Here is a 14,864-nt window from a genome sequence, read left to right as displayed (position 1 = left end):
AGCATCGAAGGAGGATGCATGAAACTGCTGCTAGCGCTTCTCGGTGTAGCGCTGGGCATCGTCACCGCGGTACCCGCGCACGCCGTCCCGGGAGAGGACGAGGCGGCCGCCGATGACAACAATGAGGTCTTCATCGCCGATCTGCACAAGGTGGGGATCAGTTTTCAGGACCCGGGCCAAGCCGTGAGCGCCGGAAAAGCGGTGTGCGGCTTGCTCGCTCGCGGCGTCTCCGGCCTTCAACTCCTCAACGACCTGCGGGACAACAACCCCGCACTGACCACCAACGGCGCCGCCCAGTTCGCGACGATATCGGCGAAGTCGTACTGCCCACGTCAACTCGAGTCCGCCGAGGCCGGTAAGGCCGGCGGCTGATCAACACCCACTGCCGCGGCGTATCCATCACCGTTGAAAAGAAAAGCCTGATGTTGCAGCACCAAACGCCTGCCCTTGAGCTGGGGCCAGTGATGGATTTCGGCACCCGTGCGCCGGAAAGCAATTCGGGCCGGATGCATTCGGGCCCCGGCGCCGGATCGCTGATGGACGCCGCCAAGGCCTGGGGTGTGCTGGGCGCCCAACTCGCGGACACGGCGCTGACCTACCGGGCGGTGATCGCTGAGCTGGATCGGGGAGACCAGCGCGCGTCGACCACCGCGATCACCCAGGCCGTCGCGCCCTATCTGGCGTGGCTGGACGCCACCGCCGCGCGGGCCCGGCAGACGGCCACCCAGGCCACGGCGGCCGCGGGTGCCTACGGCTTGGCGCTCGCGGCGGTGGTGGCACCCCATGTGATCGCTGCCAACCGGCTGCGACGGATCTCGCTGGCCGAGGCGAACTGTCTGGGTCAGCTCAGCCCGGCGGTCGCCGATGCCGACGCCGACTACGAACGGATGTGGGCGCAAGACGCCGCCGCCATGTATGCCTACGCCCGCGCCTCGGCCGGCGTCTGGAAGCTGACACCGTTCGAATCGCCGCCACCCGCCGCCGACCCCGCGCCCGCCGGGGGCACCTCACCGTCGCGCAACTGGGCTCTGACCGCCGCACCGGAGGTCATAACGACTGGCCGACAAGTGATCTCGACCATCTCCGACGCGCTCGGCGCGCTGTCCGTCTCGCCACTGGCCACCTTCGATACGTCTTTGCTGTCGGCGACGGGGGCGCTGTCCAGGTTGAGTTCGCTGTCGGCGCCGCTGGACTTCGCGCTCAACCACCTCAGTGCCCTCAATAAGGCCGCCGCGCTGGGCAGGGCCGCGGTGATGTGCTCGCCGCGGCCCGGCGCGGGCGGCGGCACGAATCCCGCGGCGCCCCGGGTGAGCGTCGGGCGGGGCGCGGCGATCGGGATCTTGTCGGTCCCACCGGCGTGGACCAGATCGATGCCGAGCCCGGCGTCGCCGAATTCGCCGGCGGCTCCCCTCGATCGGAGCCAGTGAGCCACCCGCCCGCTACCGCTACCGACGCAGACGGGTGCCCGCCGGTAGCCGCGTCGGACCGCTGGCCATGTGGACGCTTCCGGCGCCGAGGCGGCGGGTAGTTTGTTTGCCATTGCTGGTCGCGACGGGGGTTGGGGGGCTACGGTCGGGTGATGAAACGGCTTTCGAGTGTCGATGCGGCGTTTTGGTCGGCGGAAACCGCCGGCTGGCATATGCATGTGGGGGCGTTGGCGATCTGCGACCCGAAGGGGTCCGCGGAGTACAGCTTTGAACGACTCCGTCAATTACTGATCGAGCGACTGCCGGAGGTGCCGCAGTTGCGATGGCGGGTCACCGGCGCGCCGCTGGGACTGGACCGGCCGTGGTTCGTCGAAGACGAGGAGCTGGACGTCGATTTCCACCTCCGCCGCATCGGTGTTCCCGCTCCGGGCGGTCGCCGCGAGCTCGAGGAGCTGGTGGGCCGGTTGATGTCCTACAAGCTGGATCGCTCGCGGCCGTTGTGGGAGATGTGGGTGATCGAGGGCCTGGACGGCAACGCGGGCGGCCGGTTCGCGACGCTCACCAAGATGCATCACGCCATCGTCGACGGTGTCTCCGGCGCCGGGCTGGGCGAGATCCTGCTGGACGCCACGCCGGAACCCCGGCCGCCGCAACAGGAGACGGTGGGATCGCTGGTCGGGTTCCAGCTGCCCGGGCTGGAGCGGCGCGCGGTGGGGGCGCTGATCAACGTCGGCGTCAAGACGCCGTTCCGCATCGCGCGGCTGCTGGAGCAGACCGTGCGCCAGCAGGTTGCCACGCTCGGCGTGCGCAGCCGGCCGCCACGCTACTTCGAAGCGCCGAAAACCCGCTTCAATGCGCCGGTTTCGCCGCACCGCCGGGTCACCGGCTGCCGGGTGGAACTGGCCCGCGCCAAGGCGATCAAGGACGCCTACGACGTCAAGCTCAACGACGTGGTGCTGGCCCTGGTGGCCGGCGCCGTCCGCGACTATCTGCAGAAGCGCGGTGAGCTGCCGGCCAAGCCGCTCATCGCGCAGATCCCGGTCTCCACCCGCACCGACGAGAACAAGGACGACATCGGCAACAAGGTCAGCTCGATGACGGTGTCGTTGGCCACCCACATCGAGGATCCCGGCGAGCGGCTGCGGGCCATCCACGACAGCACCCAGAGCGCCAAGCTGATGGCCAAGGCGTTGTCGGCGCATCAGATCATGGGGCTGACGGAGACCACCCCGCCGGGGCTGTTGCACCTGGCCGCGCGGGCCTACACGGCCAGCGGGTTGTCGCGAAACCTGGCTCCCATCAACCTGGTTGTGTCCAATGTGCCCGGCCCGCCGTTCCCGTTGTACATGGCCGGCGCCAAGCTGGACTCGCTGGTGCCGCTGGGGCCGCCGGTCATGGACGTCGCGCTGAACATCACCTGCTTCTCCTACACCGACTACCTGGACTTCGGTTTCGTCACCACCCCCGAGGTGGCCAACGACATCGACGACATGGCCGATCGGATCGAGCCGGCCCTGACCGATCTGGAGAAGGCCGCCGCGGGCGAGACCGGCTGAGCGCGAGTTTGCTTTAGCGAGCGGAAGTCTCTTCGGCGAGCGTCACGCTAGCGTGACCGCCGCAAGCGAGCGTCACGCTAGCGTGACGCCGCGCCGGGCCAAGGCGGCGCTGACCCGGCTGACAATGTCGGCGGGGCGATCCCCAGCGACCACTTGAATGACGATCCAGCCCAGGCGCTCGAGCGTTTCGCGGCGCCTGATGTCCCACGTGTATTGCCAGCGGTCCCGGCGATGTTGCTCACCGTCGTACTCGGCAGCGACCATGAACTCCTCCCAACCCATGTCGAGGTAGTACGTCACGCCGCCAAACTCGTCACTGACCGGGATCTGCGTTTGTGGTCGGGGAAGCCCCGCCCGAATCAGCAACAGTCGCAACCACGTTTCCTTTGGCGACTGCGCGCCGGCATCCGCGAGCCCAACCGCCGCGCGCGCCGACTGCATGCCGCGTCGGCCCGGATACCGATCGGCGAGCAGCTGACACTCCGCTACCTTGCAGTCGGTTGCGCGAAGCAGGTCGTCGATCACGGCCACCGCGTCGTTGACCGGATGCCAGCATCCCAGGTCGACAGCCGTCCGGGCCGGCGTCGTCACGGGAACACCGTCGATCAGGGCGTATTCGTCGCTTTCAAGACGGTCACTGTGAATCCGCAATCCCGGCAACGGGTTTCTGTTGCTATGCAGAATCTCCAGCGGTGCCGTCGCGTCCACCCACCGGGCGCCGTGAACGGCGGCAGCCGACAGGCCAGCGATGACGCCGCGCCGACGCGACCACAGCCATCCTGCGCGGGCGCGAGTCAGCGCCGAGAGTTCGGCGCCAGGATGGATATACACATCGCGGAACAATCTCTTGTAGCGCGTTCGCAACGCGCTCTTGACTACTTCTCCGTCCGCGACGGCCTCACTGCCGATGAATGGCTCCACCATCGCGGCAGCGTCGCATAAACCGCAACGAACGACAGTTCAGTACGGCCCGCCTATCCACACCCCCGGGCGTCACGCCAGCGTGACGCTCGAGCCCGGGAGCCACTCTGGCGTGACGCTCGAGCCCCAGAGAAACCCGGGCCGGCGACAAGTACGATGCCCCGGCGACGAGACTCAGTCGCGCTCGGGCGGATTTGTCGCGTACACCCAGGACAAAAACCGCGCCACGGCCTCCGCAGACCGATGCGCCCGCGGCGAGCTGAAGATGTCGAAAGCGTGTTGGGCATGCGGCAATTCGGCGTAGGCGACCGGCGACTTCGACACCGCGCGCAGCTCCTCGACGAACTCCTGCGCTTCGCCGACCGGGATCAGGGAATCGTCGCGGCCGTGCAGGACGAAGAACGGCGGCGCGTCGGCCCGCAGCCGCCGGATCGGCGAGGCGTCGACGTAGATGTCGCGGTGGGTGGCGAATTTCTTTTTGACGACGAACTTTTCGAGCAGCTGGACGAATTCGCGCCGCCCCTCGCCTTCGGTGGTGAACCAGTCGTAGCGGCCGTACACCGGCACCGCGGCCACCACCGAGGTGTCGGCATCCTCGAAGCCCGGCTGGTACTTCGGGTCGTTGGGGGTCAGCGCCGCCAGCGAACACAGATGCCCGCCGGCCGACCCGCCGGTGATCGCCACGAAATTCGGATCACCACCGTAGCGGGCGATGTTCTCCTTCACCCAGGCCAGCGCGCGCTTGACGTCGACGATGTGGTCGGGCCAGGTGTGCCGCGGCGACACCCGGTAGCCGATCGACACGCACACCCAACCACGTGCGGCCAAATGGCTCATCAGCGGATAGGCCTGCGGCCGGCGCATTCCGATCGCCCAGGCGCCGCCGGGCACCTGCAGCAGCACCGGGGCCTTGCCGTCGCGCGGCAGATCACGGCGCCGCCAGATGTCGGCCAGGTTGGCGCGGCCGTGCGGACCGTAGGACACCACGTTCGTCTTCTCGACATAGCGCCGCCGAGCCACGATGTTGCCGAGCGGCAGGGTGCGCCGCCCGCTGCGGGTCGGGCGGGACTGGGGGAGCTTGTTCAGCGCCTCGGTGTAGTCGTCACCGAGTTGGTCGCGCAACCCCGCCTCCAGCACCGGGCCCGGGGTGGTGATGCCCCGATACTTGATCACGCCCAGGATCGCCCAGGACGCCGCGGTCAGGGCCAGCGCCGCCTTACCGCGCCGGCCGGCGAAGTCGCCCCGGCGCCCGCGCCGCAGCGCATCGAGCAGCGAGGCGGAGAAGTAGATGCCCGGCACCTCGGAGGCCGGCCAGCCGAACCAGAAGATCAGCACGGTGCTGTAGCCCTTGCGGGCCAATGGCCGAAATCCATTGGCGGCGTTGGCCAATTCCAGTGTGGCGCGCGCCAGCGGCCGGGGCTTGCGGAGCGTTCGCATCAGCCGCATCAGCCGCCCACCCGGGCCCGCAAATCGGCGCGCAGGATCTTGCCGGTGCTGCTGCGGGGCAGCTCGTCGAGGACCGAAATTTCGCGGGGCACCTTGTAGTTGGCCAGGTTGTCGCGCACGTGTTGCTTGAGCGCCTCGGGCGTCGCCCGCGCCTCCGGTGCCAGCACCACGAACGCCGCCAGCCGCTGCCCGTACTGCTCGTCGTCCACGCCGATCACCGCCGCCTCGGCCACGTCGGGATGTGTCGCCAACGTCTTCTCCACCTCGATCGGGTAGACGTTCTCGCCGCCGGAGACGATCATCTCGTCGTCGCGGCCGACCACGAACAACCGGCCCGCGGAGTCCAGGTACCCGAGGTCGCCCGAGGACATGAAGCCTTCGTGGAAGTCCTTGCTGCTGTCCGAGGTGTAGCCGTCGAACTGGGTGTTGTTGCGGACGTAGATGGTGCCCACCTCGCCGGCGGGCAGCTCGTTGAATTCCGGGTCCAGGATCCGGATTTCGGTGCCGCCGGCGGGCCGGCCGGCGGTGTCGGGGGCGGCCCGCAGGTCGGCCGGGGTGGCGGTGGCGATCATGCCGGCCTCGGTGGCGTTGTAGTTGTTGTAGATCACGTCGCCGAACTCGTCCATGAACGCGACGACGACGTCGGGACGCATCCGCGACCCCGAGGCCGCCGCGAAGCGCAGCGACCGGCACTCGTAACGGCGGCGCACCCCGGCGGGCAGATCCATGATCCGGTCGAACATCACCGGCACCACCACCAGGCCGGTGGCCCGGTGCCGGTCGATGAGGTCCAGGGTGGCCTCCGGGTCGAATTTGCGCCGGGTGATCACCGGGCAGGCGAACGACGCGGCCAGCAGCAGTTGGGAAAAGCCCCAGGCGTGAAACATCGGCGCCACGATCACGACGGGCTCCTCGGCCCGCCACGGCGTGCGGTCCAGGATCGCCTTGAGCGTGCCGATGCCGGCGTTGCCGCCGGATTGCTTGGCGCCCTTGGGAGTTCCGGTGGTGCCGGAGGTGAGCAGAATCATCTTGCCCTTGCGCCCGGTGCGGATGGGCTGCGCCCCGGCCTTCGAAGCGATCAGCTTGTCGACGGTGTGCTGGTGCTCGGTGTCGGTCCACGCCACGATGCGGATCGCGTCGGGCCTGCCGGCCAGCGCGCGGTCCACCGTCGCGGTGAACTCCTCGTCGTAGATGACGGCGTCCACACCCTCGCGGGTGATCACGTCGGCCAGCGCGGGCCCGGCGAACGAGGTGTTGAGCAACACGATGTCCGCGCCGATCCGGTCGGCGGCCACCAGCGCCTCGACGAAGCCGCGGTGATTGCGGCACATGATCCCGATCACCGCCGGCGCACCGGACGGCAGCGCCTGCAGCGCGGCCGCCAGCGCGTCGCACCGCTCGTCGAGCTGCCGCCAGGTCAGGCTGCCCCGCTCGTCGACCAGCCCGGGCCGGTCCGGGCAGCGTTGCGCGGCGGCGGCGAATCCGGACGTCATGCCCATGCCCTCGCGGCGCATGGCCGCGGCGATCCGCAGATAGCGGTCCGGCCGCATGGGTGCGAGCAGCCGGGCGCGGCGCATGGTGGCGATCAGGCCCAGGGTCTCGCGCACAGGATTCGGCATGGCTCAGCCCAGGATCGGGAACCGGCGCTCGGCGGCGAGCTCGTTCAGCGCCTGCTGCATCACCGAGCGCACGTACTCGTCGACCTCGTCGACGTCCGGGTCCTCGCCGAACTGCTTGGCGATGTCGATGGGGTCGAGCACCCGGGTCACGATCTTGGCCGGCAGCGGCAGGTTCGGCGGGATGACCGCGCTCAGCCCGAACGGGAAGCCGAACGACACCGGCAGGATCGCGCTACGCAGTAGGCGTTTGATGCCCAGCCGCTCGGCCAGCCAGGTGCCGCGGGTCAGGTACAGCTGGGTCTCCTGCCCGCCGATGGACACCGCCGGCACGATCGGCACGCCGGCCTCGATCGCGGTGCGCACGTACCCCTTCCGGCCGTCGAAGTCGATGACGTTCTCGGCCAGGGTGGGACGGTAGGCGTCGTAGTCGCCGCCGGGGAACACGATCACCACGCCGCCGGACCGCAACGCCTCGGCCGCGTTCTCCCGGTTGGCCCGGATGTAGCCGGTGCGCCGGAAGAAGTCCCCGGTGGGCCCGGTCATCAGGATGTCGTGGCTGAGCGTGTAGATCGGCCGGTCGTAGCCGTATTTGTCGTAGAAGTGCACGGAAAAGATCGGCACGTCCATCGGGAACATGCCGCCGGAGTGGTTGCCGACCACCAACGCCCCGCCGGGCGGGAACGACTCCAGGCCGTGCACCTCCGACCGGAAGTAGGCCTTGAGGACCGGGCGCATCACCGTCATCAGGCGCTGGGTCAGGACGGGGTCGAATTTGCCGATGTCCCCGCCGTCGGCGTTGTCGCTGTCGGTCACGTTCCTCCCTTGACGCTCGCCCGAGGCCGCCGGGGCCGCGTCGAGTCCCTCGATGGTAGCGACCGGCGGCGGGCCGCTGTCATGGTGTTTCGCCTTTTTCGTTCCGGCGCGTGGCGCGGCCCCGGCCGGGAGGTTACTGTTACGACGCCCCGACTGACCCCCGGAGAAACGGAATGCGATGGACGTAGCCGGTCTGTCCCCCGAGCGCCGCGCGCGCTCGAGCGCTCCGCACCGCACGGCCGGCACCCCCGACCGGCGCGGGCGCCGGCCGGCCACCAAGCCGGACGCCGTGCCGATCACCAAGCCGGTCACCCAGCCGCACACCGTGCCGGACACCGCGGACCAGCAGCAGGCCGACTACTTCATGCGCCTGCTCACCGGGCGGCGCGGCCTGATCGACCAGCGCCTGGACGGGTATCGGCAGAAGATCGCGAAAGCCGAGGCAAAAGGCGACGCCGACGCGGTGGCCGGATTGCGGCGCCTGACCCGCATCGCCGAGCAGGATCGGCAGGCGGTGGACGGCCTGATCGACAAACTGCGCCGGCGATTCGCCCGGCGGACCTGAAACCGCCGCTCCCGCAGCGCTTTTCGCCACCACCCGGCCACCGCCGGCCCACCAGTCGCCGACCAATTGCGGGCGCGGCCGCGACCGGCACCCACCGAATCGACACACCCGCCCGGCGGTGCCGATACATTCGATGGGCCAGCTGTTCGGTGCAGAGGAACGAGGCCTCCCATGGGATTCATGACCCCGGAGTTTCCCGACGTCGACCCCCAAACCTGGACCGGCCTGCCGCGGTCGACCCGGCGGCAGATCATGACCCGGCACTGGGTCGAGCACGGCTTCGGCTCCCCGTATGCGGTGTACCTGTTCTACGTGTTCAAGATCGCCGGCTACGTCGCCGGCGCGGCCGCGGTGATCTCGCTGACGCCGGGCCTGGGCGGGCTCGGGCGCATCGCCGACTGGTGGACGCAGCCCATCGTGTACCAGAAGCTGGTCGTCTTCACGCTGCTGTTCGAGATCCTGGGCCTGGGCTGCGGATCGGGGCCGCTGACCGCGCGGTTCTGGCCGCCGTTCGGCGGCTTCCTGTACTGGTTGCGGCCCAACACGATTCGGCTGCCGCCGTGGCCGGACAAGGTCCCGTTCACCGCCGGGGACAGCCGCACCGTCGTCGACGTCGCGCTGTATCTGGTGGTGCTGGGCTCGGGCGTCGCGGCGCTGCTGTCGCCGGGGCGGGGCGGGCCGGTCACCGCGGCCGGCGACGTCGGCCTGATCGATCCCGTCCTGGTGGTGCCGGCCATCGTCGCGCTGGCACTGCTGGGGTTGCGGGACAAGACGATCTTTCTGGCCGCGCGGGGCGAACACTACGGATTGACGCTGCTGGTCTTCTTTTTCGGCTTCACCGACCAGATCGCCGCCTTCAAGATCATCATGCTGGCGCTGTGGTGGGGCGCGGCGACCTCCAAGCTCAACCACCACTTCCCCTACGTGGTGGCGGTCATGATGAGCAACAGCCCGCTGCTGCGCGCCCGGGCGTTCAACTGGTTCAAACGCCGGCTCTATCTCGACCCCGTTGACGACCTGCGGCCGTCCTGGATCCCGAAGGTGATGGCCCACGTCGGCGGCACCACCGCCGAATTCCTGGTCCCGCTGGTGCTGGTGTTCGTCGCCGACGGACACCGCTGGGCCTGGTTCCTGATCGCCTTCATGGTGCTGTTCCACCTCAACATCGCCTCCACCATTCCGATGGGAGTCCCGCTGGAGTGGAACGTCTTCTTCATCTTCTCGCTGTTCTACCTGTTCGGGCACTACGCGGGCGTCACGGCCACCGGGCTGAGCTCACCGCTGCTGCTGAGCATCCTGATCGCCGCGCTGGCCGTGGTGCCGATCCTGGGAAACCTTTTCCCGCAACAGATCTCGTTCCTGCCGGCGATGCGCTACTACGCGGGCAACTGGGCCACCAGCACCTGGTGCTTCCGCAGGGGCGCCGAAGACAAGATCGAGGCCAACATCACCAAGGCGTCGGCGCTGGTTCCGAATCAGCTTGCTCGCCTTTATGATCCGCAATCCGCCGAACTGATGATCGACAAGTTGATGGGCTGGCGGTCGATGCACACGCACGGGCGGGCGCTGGGCGGGCTGGTGCCGCGCGCCCTGCCCGGCGGTGCCGACGAGGCCGACTACCTGCTGCGCGACGGCGAGATCGTCGCCGGCCCGCTGATCGGCTGGAACTTCGGCGAGGGCCACCTGCACAACGAACAGCTGCTGGCCGCCGTGCAGCGCCGCTGCAACTTCGACGAGGGCGAGGTGCGGGTGATCATCCTGGAAGCCCAACCCATCCAGCGCCAGACGCAGGCCTACCGCATCGTCGACGCCAAGACCGGGCTGATCGAAGCGGGCCACGTCGACGTCGCGAGCATGCTGAGCCGGCAGCCCTGGCCCGAGCCCGGCGACGAATACCCCGTCCACGTCCATGGCTAGGGCGGTGGTGGTCGGGGCCGGGCCCAACGGGCTGGCCGCGGCGATCCAGCTGGCCCGCCGCGGCGTCGAGGTGCAGGTGCTCGAGGCCGGCGAGACGCCCGGCGGGGGAGCGCGGTCGGGTGAGCTGACGGTGCCCGGGGTCATCCACGACCTGTGCTCGGCCACCCACCCGTTCGGGGTCGGCTCGCCGTTCTGGATGGAGATCGACCTGCCGAGCTACGGGCTGGTGTGGAAGTGGCCGCAGATCGACTGCGCCCATCCGCTCGACGACGGCAGCGCCGGTGTGCTGTACCGGTCGATCGAGCAGACGACAGCCGGCATGGGGCCCGACGCCACCCGGTGGCGGCGCGCCGTCGGGGACCTGGCGGCCGGATTCGACCAGCTGGCAAGCGATTTGATGCGCCCGGTGCTGCGCGTCCCGCACCATCCGGTGCGCCTCGCCCGGTTCGGGCCCCGCGCGCTGCTGCCGGCCACCGTGCTGGCCCGCTGGTTTCACACCGAGCAGGCCCGGGCGCTGTTCGGCGGCGCCGCCGCGCACATCTACACCCGGCTGGACCGTCCGCTGACCGCCTCGCTGGGCCTGCTGTTTTTGGCCAGCGGGCACCGGTACGGCTGGCCGGTCGCCGAAGGGGGATCGGGCTCGATCATCCATGCCCTGGTCGCCGCCCTGCGCGCGCACGGCGGCGACGTCGCCACCGGCGTCACGGTCAGCGACCGGCGCGACATCCCGGACGCCGACATCGTCATGCTCGACCTGACCCCCGCCGCGGCGCTGCGGCTCTACGGCGAGCTGATGCCGGGGCGCATCGCGCGGTCCTACCGCCGCTACCGGCAGGGCTCCTCGGCGTTCAAGGTCGACTTCGCCGTCGAGGGCGACATCCCGTGGACCAACCCGCACTGCGCCCGGGCCGGCAGCGTGCACCTGGGCGGGAGCTTCGCCGAGATCGCCGACACCGAACGCCAACGCGCGCAGGGCAAGCTGGCGCCGCGCCCGTTCGTCCTGGTGGGACAGCAATACCTGGCCGACCCGTCCCGCTCGGCCGGCGGCATCAACCCGATCTGGGCCTACGCGCACGTGCCGTTCGGCTACACCGGCGACGCCACCGCCCTCGTCGTCGACCAGATCGAGCGGTTCGCGCCCGGATTCCGCGACCGCGTCGTCGCCACCGTCAGCAGGGGCACCGCCGACCTGGCCGCCTACAACGCCAACTACATCGGCGGCGATATCCTCGGCGGCGCCAACGACGGGCTGCAGGTCATCCTCCGGCCGCGCGTCTCGGTCACCCCGTACGCCACCGGCGTGCCCGGTGTCTATCTGTGTTCGCAGTCCACGCCGCCGGGACCGGGCATCCACGGGCTGTGTGGCTATCACGCCGCCGAGGCCGCGCTGGCCTGGCTGCGCCGCCGCGGCGGCTAGCTTGCGCAGGCTGTGGCCGAGGTCACCGGGGCGATACCGGAGCGGCAACCGGCCGCGGCACTGATCTAGGCTGGCGACGAGCGCAAATCAGCCGACACAGGAAAGAAGACGGAGGAGAGACAAGTGACGGTCCGGGTAGGCATCAACGGCTTCGGTCGAATCGGGCGCAACTTCTACCGGGCCTTGCTGGCTCAACAGGAGCAGGGCACCGCCGACATCGAGGTGGTCGCGGTCAACGACATCACCGACAACAGCACCCTGGCTCACCTGCTGAAATTCGACTCCATCCTGGGCCGGCTGCCCTACGACGTCAGCCTGGAGGGCGAGGACACCATCGTGGTGGGCCCGGCCAAGATCAAGGCGCTGGAGGTGCGCGAGGGCCCGGCCGCGCTGCCCTGGGGCGACCTGGGCGTCGACGTCGTCGTCGAATCCACCGGGCTGTTCACCAACGCGGCCAAGGCCAAGGGCCACCTTGACGCCGGCGCCAAGAAGGTGATCATCTCCGCGCCGGCCACCGACGAGGACATCACCGTGGTGCTGGGCGTCAACGACGACAAGTACGACGGCAGCCAGAACATCATCTCCAACGCGTCGTGCACCACCAACTGCCTGGCGCCGCTGACCAAGGTGCTCGACGACGAGTTCGGCATCGTCCGCGGCCTGATGACCACGATCCACGCCTACACCCAGGACCAGAACCTGCAGGACGGGCCGCACAAGGACCTGCGCCGGGCGCGCGCCGCCGCGCTGAACATCGTCCCCACCTCCACCGGCGCGGCCAAGGCGATCGGGCTGGTCATGCCCAACCTCAAGGGCAAGCTGGACGGCTACGCGCTGCGGGTGCCGATCCCCACCGGCTCGGTCACCGACCTGACCGCCGAGCTGAAGAAGCCGGCCAGCGTCGAGGACATCAACGCGGCGTTCAAGGCCGCCGCCGAGGGCCGGCTCAAGGGCATCCTGAAGTACTACGACGCGCCGATCGTCTCCAGCGACATCGTCACCGACCCGCACAGCTCGATCTTCGACTCCGGGCTGACCAAGGTGATCGACAACCAAGCCAAGGTGGTGTCCTGGTACGACAACGAGTGGGGCTACTCCAACCGCCTCGTCGACCTGGTCGCCCTGGTCGGCAAGTCGCTGTAAGCCGTGGCTGTCCACAATCTCAAAGACCTTCTCGCCGAAGGTGTTTCCGGACGCGGTGTGCTGGTGCGTTCGGACCTGAACGTGCCGCTGGACTCCGATGGTGAGCAAGGCCGGATCACCGACCCCGGCCGGATCACCGCGTCGGTGCCGACGTTGAGCGCACTGGTCGAGGCGGGCGCCAAGGTGGTGGTCGCCGCGCACCTCGGGCGTCCCAAGAACGGGCCGGACCCGGCGTTGTCGCTGGCCCCGGTGGCCGCCGCGCTCGGCGAGCAGCTGGGCCGGCACGTGCAGCTGGCCTCGGACGTGGTGGGCACCGACGCCCTGGCCCGCGCCGAGGGGTTGACCGACGGCGACGTCCTGCTGCTGGAAAACATCCGGTTCGACGCCCGCGAAACGTCCAAGGACGACGCCGAGCGGCTCGCGCTGGCCCGGCAGCTGGCCGAATTGGTCGGTCCCACAGGCGCTTTCGTCTCCGACGGTTTCGGCGTGGTGCACCGCAAGCAGGCCTCGGTGTACGACGTCGCCACCCTGCTGCCGCACTACGCCGGCACGTTGGTGGCCGAGGAGATCGCCGTGCTGGAGCAGCTGACCGGCTCCACCAAACGCCCCTACGCGGTGGTGCTCGGCGGGTCCAAGGTGTCCGACAAGCTCGGCGTCATCGAGTCGCTGGCCACCAAGGCCGACAGCATCGTCATCGGCGGCGGCATGTGCTTCACCTTCCTTGCCGCGCAAGGGTTTTCGGTCGGCAAGTCGCTGCTGGAAGCCGAGATGGTGGACACCTGCCGCCGGCTGCTGGACACCTACGTCGACGTGCTGCGGCTGCCGGTGGACATCGTGGCGGCCGACAGGTTCGCCGCCGACGCGGCGCCGCAGACCGTGCCGGCCGACGCCATCCCCGACGACCTGATGGGCCTGGACATCGGGCCGGGATCGGTCAAGCGGTTCACCGCGCTGCTGTCCAACGCCGAGACGATCTTCTGGAACGGGCCGATGGGCGTGTTCGAGTTCCCGGCGTTCGCCGCGGGCACCAAGGGCCTGGCCGAAGCGATCGCCGCGGCGACCGGCAAGGGCGCCTTCTCCGTGGTCGGCGGCGGCGACTCGGCGGCCGCGGTGCGCGCGCTGGGCATCCCGGAGAGCGGCTTCTCGCACATTTCCACCGGCGGCGGGGCGTCGCTGGAATACCTTGAGGGCAAGGCACTTCCGGGCATCGAGGTGCTGGGACGTCCGCAACCGACGGGAGGCGCCGCGTGAGCCGCAAGCCACTGATCGCCGGCAACTGGAAGATGAACCTCAACCACTTCGAGGCCATCGCGCTGGTGCAAAAGATCGCGTTCGCGCTGCCGGACAAGTACTACGACAAGGTGGACGTCACGGTGCTGCCGCCGTTCACCGACCTGCGCAGCGTGCAGACCCTGGTCGACGGCGACAAGCTGCGGCTCAGCTACGGCGCCCAGGACCTGTCCCAGCACGACTCGGGCGCCTACACCGGCGACATCAGCGGCGCGTTCCTGGCCAAGCTGGGCTGCACGTTCGTCGTCGTCGGGCACTCGGAGCGGCGCACCTACCACAACGAGGACGACGCGCTGGTCGCCGCCAAGGCCGCGGCCGCGCTCAAGCACGAGCTGACCCCGATCATCTGCATCGGCGAGCACCTCGAGGTCCGCGAGGCGGGCAACCACGTCATCCACTGCGAGGAGCAGCTGCGCGGCTCGCTGGCCGGGCTGTCCGCCGAGCAGATCGGCAAGGTCGTCATCGCCTACGAGCCGGTGTGGGCGATTGGAACCGGACGGGTGGCCAGTGCGTCCGATGCTCAAGAGGTGTGCGCGGCCATCCGGAAAGAGTTGGCGTCACTCGCCTCGGCGCAGATCGCCGACTCGGTGCGGGTGCTCTACGGCGGCTCGGTGAACGCGAAGAACGTCGGGGAGCTGATTGCCCAGGACGACATCGACGGCGGCCTGGTGGGCGGCGCGTCGCTGGACGGCGAGCAGTTCGCCACCCTGGCCGCCATCGCCGCCGGCGGGCCGCTGCCGTGAGAACGAG

13 protein-coding genes are annotated in these 14,864 nt (G+C 69.5%); 9 read left to right on the top strand and 4 right to left on the bottom strand.

All coding sequences use genetic code 11. The features are described from left to right. Positions 1-18 precede the first annotated feature (18 nt). The 3 genes from NF20_RS09455 (at position 19) to NF20_RS09445 (ending at position 2,983) form a co-directional block, all read left to right on the top strand. On the top strand, positions 19-372 hold the full coding sequence (locus tag NF20_RS09455; protein WP_023861222.1) for a DUF732 domain-containing protein: 354 nt from the start codon (positions 19-21) through the stop codon (positions 370-372). 92 nt (positions 373-464) lie between these two features. After that, positions 465-1,427 (top strand): PPE family protein, encoded by a 963-nt coding sequence (locus NF20_RS09450; RefSeq protein WP_019732464.1) that lies wholly within the window; start codon positions 465-467, stop codon positions 1,425-1,427. Positions 1,428-1,579: 152 nt separating this feature from the next. Then, positions 1,580-2,983 carry a WS/DGAT/MGAT family O-acyltransferase gene (locus NF20_RS09445; RefSeq protein ID WP_003877642.1) on the top strand — a complete coding sequence of 468 codons (1,404 nt, stop codon included), beginning with the start codon at positions 1,580-1,582 and terminating at the stop codon, positions 2,981-2,983. A gap of 72 nt (positions 2,984-3,055) precedes the next feature. Here the strand turns inward: NF20_RS09445 and NF20_RS09440 are convergent, their stop codons facing one another. From NF20_RS09440 to NF20_RS09425, 4 genes are all read right to left on the bottom strand, one after another. Then, entirely contained in the window at positions 3,056-3,907 is an 852-nt protein-coding gene (locus NF20_RS09440; protein ID WP_019732463.1) for a hypothetical protein, read from the bottom strand. A gap of 171 nt (positions 3,908-4,078) precedes the next feature. Next, complete coding sequence (locus tag NF20_RS09435) at positions 4,079-5,350, bottom strand: alpha/beta hydrolase (RefSeq protein WP_023871207.1); 1,272 nt, start codon at positions 5,348-5,350, stop codon at positions 4,079-4,081. Next, a complete protein-coding gene (gene fadD12 / locus NF20_RS09430) occupies positions 5,350-6,969 on the bottom strand; it encodes an acyl-CoA ligase FadD12 (RefSeq protein ID WP_033711556.1) in 1,620 nt (539 codons plus the stop codon). Before fadD12 ends, NF20_RS09435 begins: the two co-directional genes overlap by 1 nt. Positions 6,970-6,972: 3 nt before the next feature. After that, positions 6,973-7,782: a lysophospholipid acyltransferase family protein gene (locus tag NF20_RS09425; RefSeq protein ID WP_009977616.1), complete on the bottom strand. Its 810-nt coding sequence runs from the start codon at positions 7,780-7,782 to the stop codon at positions 6,973-6,975. 178 nt (positions 7,783-7,960) lie between these two features. Between NF20_RS09425 and NF20_RS09420 the strand changes: the two genes are divergently transcribed. The 6 genes from NF20_RS09420 to tpiA all read left to right on the top strand — a co-directional run bounded on the left by NF20_RS09420 (position 7,961) and on the right by tpiA (position 14,857). Next, positions 7,961-8,347 (top strand): hypothetical protein, encoded by a 387-nt coding sequence (locus NF20_RS09420; protein WP_019732460.1) that lies wholly within the window; start codon positions 7,961-7,963, stop codon positions 8,345-8,347. A gap of 171 nt (positions 8,348-8,518) precedes the next feature. Beyond that, the gene (locus NF20_RS09415) at positions 8,519-10,264 is read left to right on the top strand and encodes a DUF3556 domain-containing protein (protein WP_033711557.1); all 1,746 of its coding nucleotides are present in this window, start codon (positions 8,519-8,521) and stop codon (positions 10,262-10,264) included. Next, the gene (locus NF20_RS09410) at positions 10,257-11,681 is read left to right on the top strand and encodes a phytoene desaturase family protein (protein WP_023863990.1); all 1,425 of its coding nucleotides are present in this window, start codon (positions 10,257-10,259) and stop codon (positions 11,679-11,681) included. The genes NF20_RS09415 and NF20_RS09410 overlap by 8 nt, the downstream gene beginning before the upstream one ends. Before the next feature lie 123 nt (positions 11,682-11,804). Beyond that, a complete protein-coding gene (gene gap / locus NF20_RS09405) occupies positions 11,805-12,824 on the top strand; it encodes a type I glyceraldehyde-3-phosphate dehydrogenase (protein ID WP_003876056.1) in 1,020 nt (339 codons plus the stop codon). A gap of 3 nt (positions 12,825-12,827) precedes the next feature. Continuing rightward, positions 12,828-14,075: a phosphoglycerate kinase gene (locus NF20_RS09400; RefSeq protein ID WP_023863989.1), complete on the top strand. Its 1,248-nt coding sequence runs from the start codon at positions 12,828-12,830 to the stop codon at positions 14,073-14,075. Next, positions 14,072-14,857 carry a triose-phosphate isomerase gene (gene tpiA / locus NF20_RS09395; RefSeq protein WP_009977607.1) on the top strand — a complete coding sequence of 262 codons (786 nt, stop codon included), beginning with the start codon at positions 14,072-14,074 and terminating at the stop codon, positions 14,855-14,857. Before NF20_RS09400 ends, tpiA begins: the two co-directional genes overlap by 4 nt. Positions 14,858-14,864 lie beyond the last annotated feature (7 nt).

The organism is Mycobacterium sp. MAC_080597_8934, from assembly GCF_000523975.1.
GTDB lineage: Bacteria > Actinomycetota > Actinomycetes > Mycobacteriales > Mycobacteriaceae > Mycobacterium > Mycobacterium avium.
The sequence above is the reverse complement of the archived record's forward strand: the minus strand, read 5'-3'. Positions and strand labels throughout refer to the sequence as shown.

What these genes read in the sequence shown, in the direction of transcription:
- NF20_RS09445 (WP_003877642.1), top strand. Translation starts at nt 1,580, where the DNA reads ATGAAACGGCTTTCGAGTGTCGATGCGGCGTTTTGGTCGGCGGAAACC.
- NF20_RS09450 (WP_019732464.1), top strand. Translation starts at nt 465, where the DNA reads ATGGATTTCGGCACCCGTGCGCCGGAAAGCAATTCGGGCCGGATGCAT.
- fadD12 (WP_033711556.1), bottom strand. Translation starts at nt 6,969, where the DNA reads ATGCCGAATCCTGTGCGCGAGACCCTGGGCCTGATCGCCACCATGCGC.
- NF20_RS09420 (WP_019732460.1), top strand. Translation starts at nt 7,961, where the DNA reads ATGGACGTAGCCGGTCTGTCCCCCGAGCGCCGCGCGCGCTCGAGCGCT.
- NF20_RS09410 (WP_023863990.1), top strand. Translation starts at nt 10,257, where the DNA reads ATGGCTAGGGCGGTGGTGGTCGGGGCCGGGCCCAACGGGCTGGCCGCG.
- NF20_RS09440 (WP_019732463.1), bottom strand. Translation starts at nt 3,907, where the DNA reads ATGGTGGAGCCATTCATCGGCAGTGAGGCCGTCGCGGACGGAGAAGTA.
- NF20_RS09435 (WP_023871207.1), bottom strand. Translation starts at nt 5,350, where the DNA reads ATGCGGCTGATGCGAACGCTCCGCAAGCCCCGGCCGCTGGCGCGCGCC.
- NF20_RS09455 (WP_023861222.1), top strand. Translation starts at nt 19, where the DNA reads ATGAAACTGCTGCTAGCGCTTCTCGGTGTAGCGCTGGGCATCGTCACC.
- NF20_RS09415 (WP_033711557.1), top strand. Translation starts at nt 8,519, where the DNA reads ATGGGATTCATGACCCCGGAGTTTCCCGACGTCGACCCCCAAACCTGG.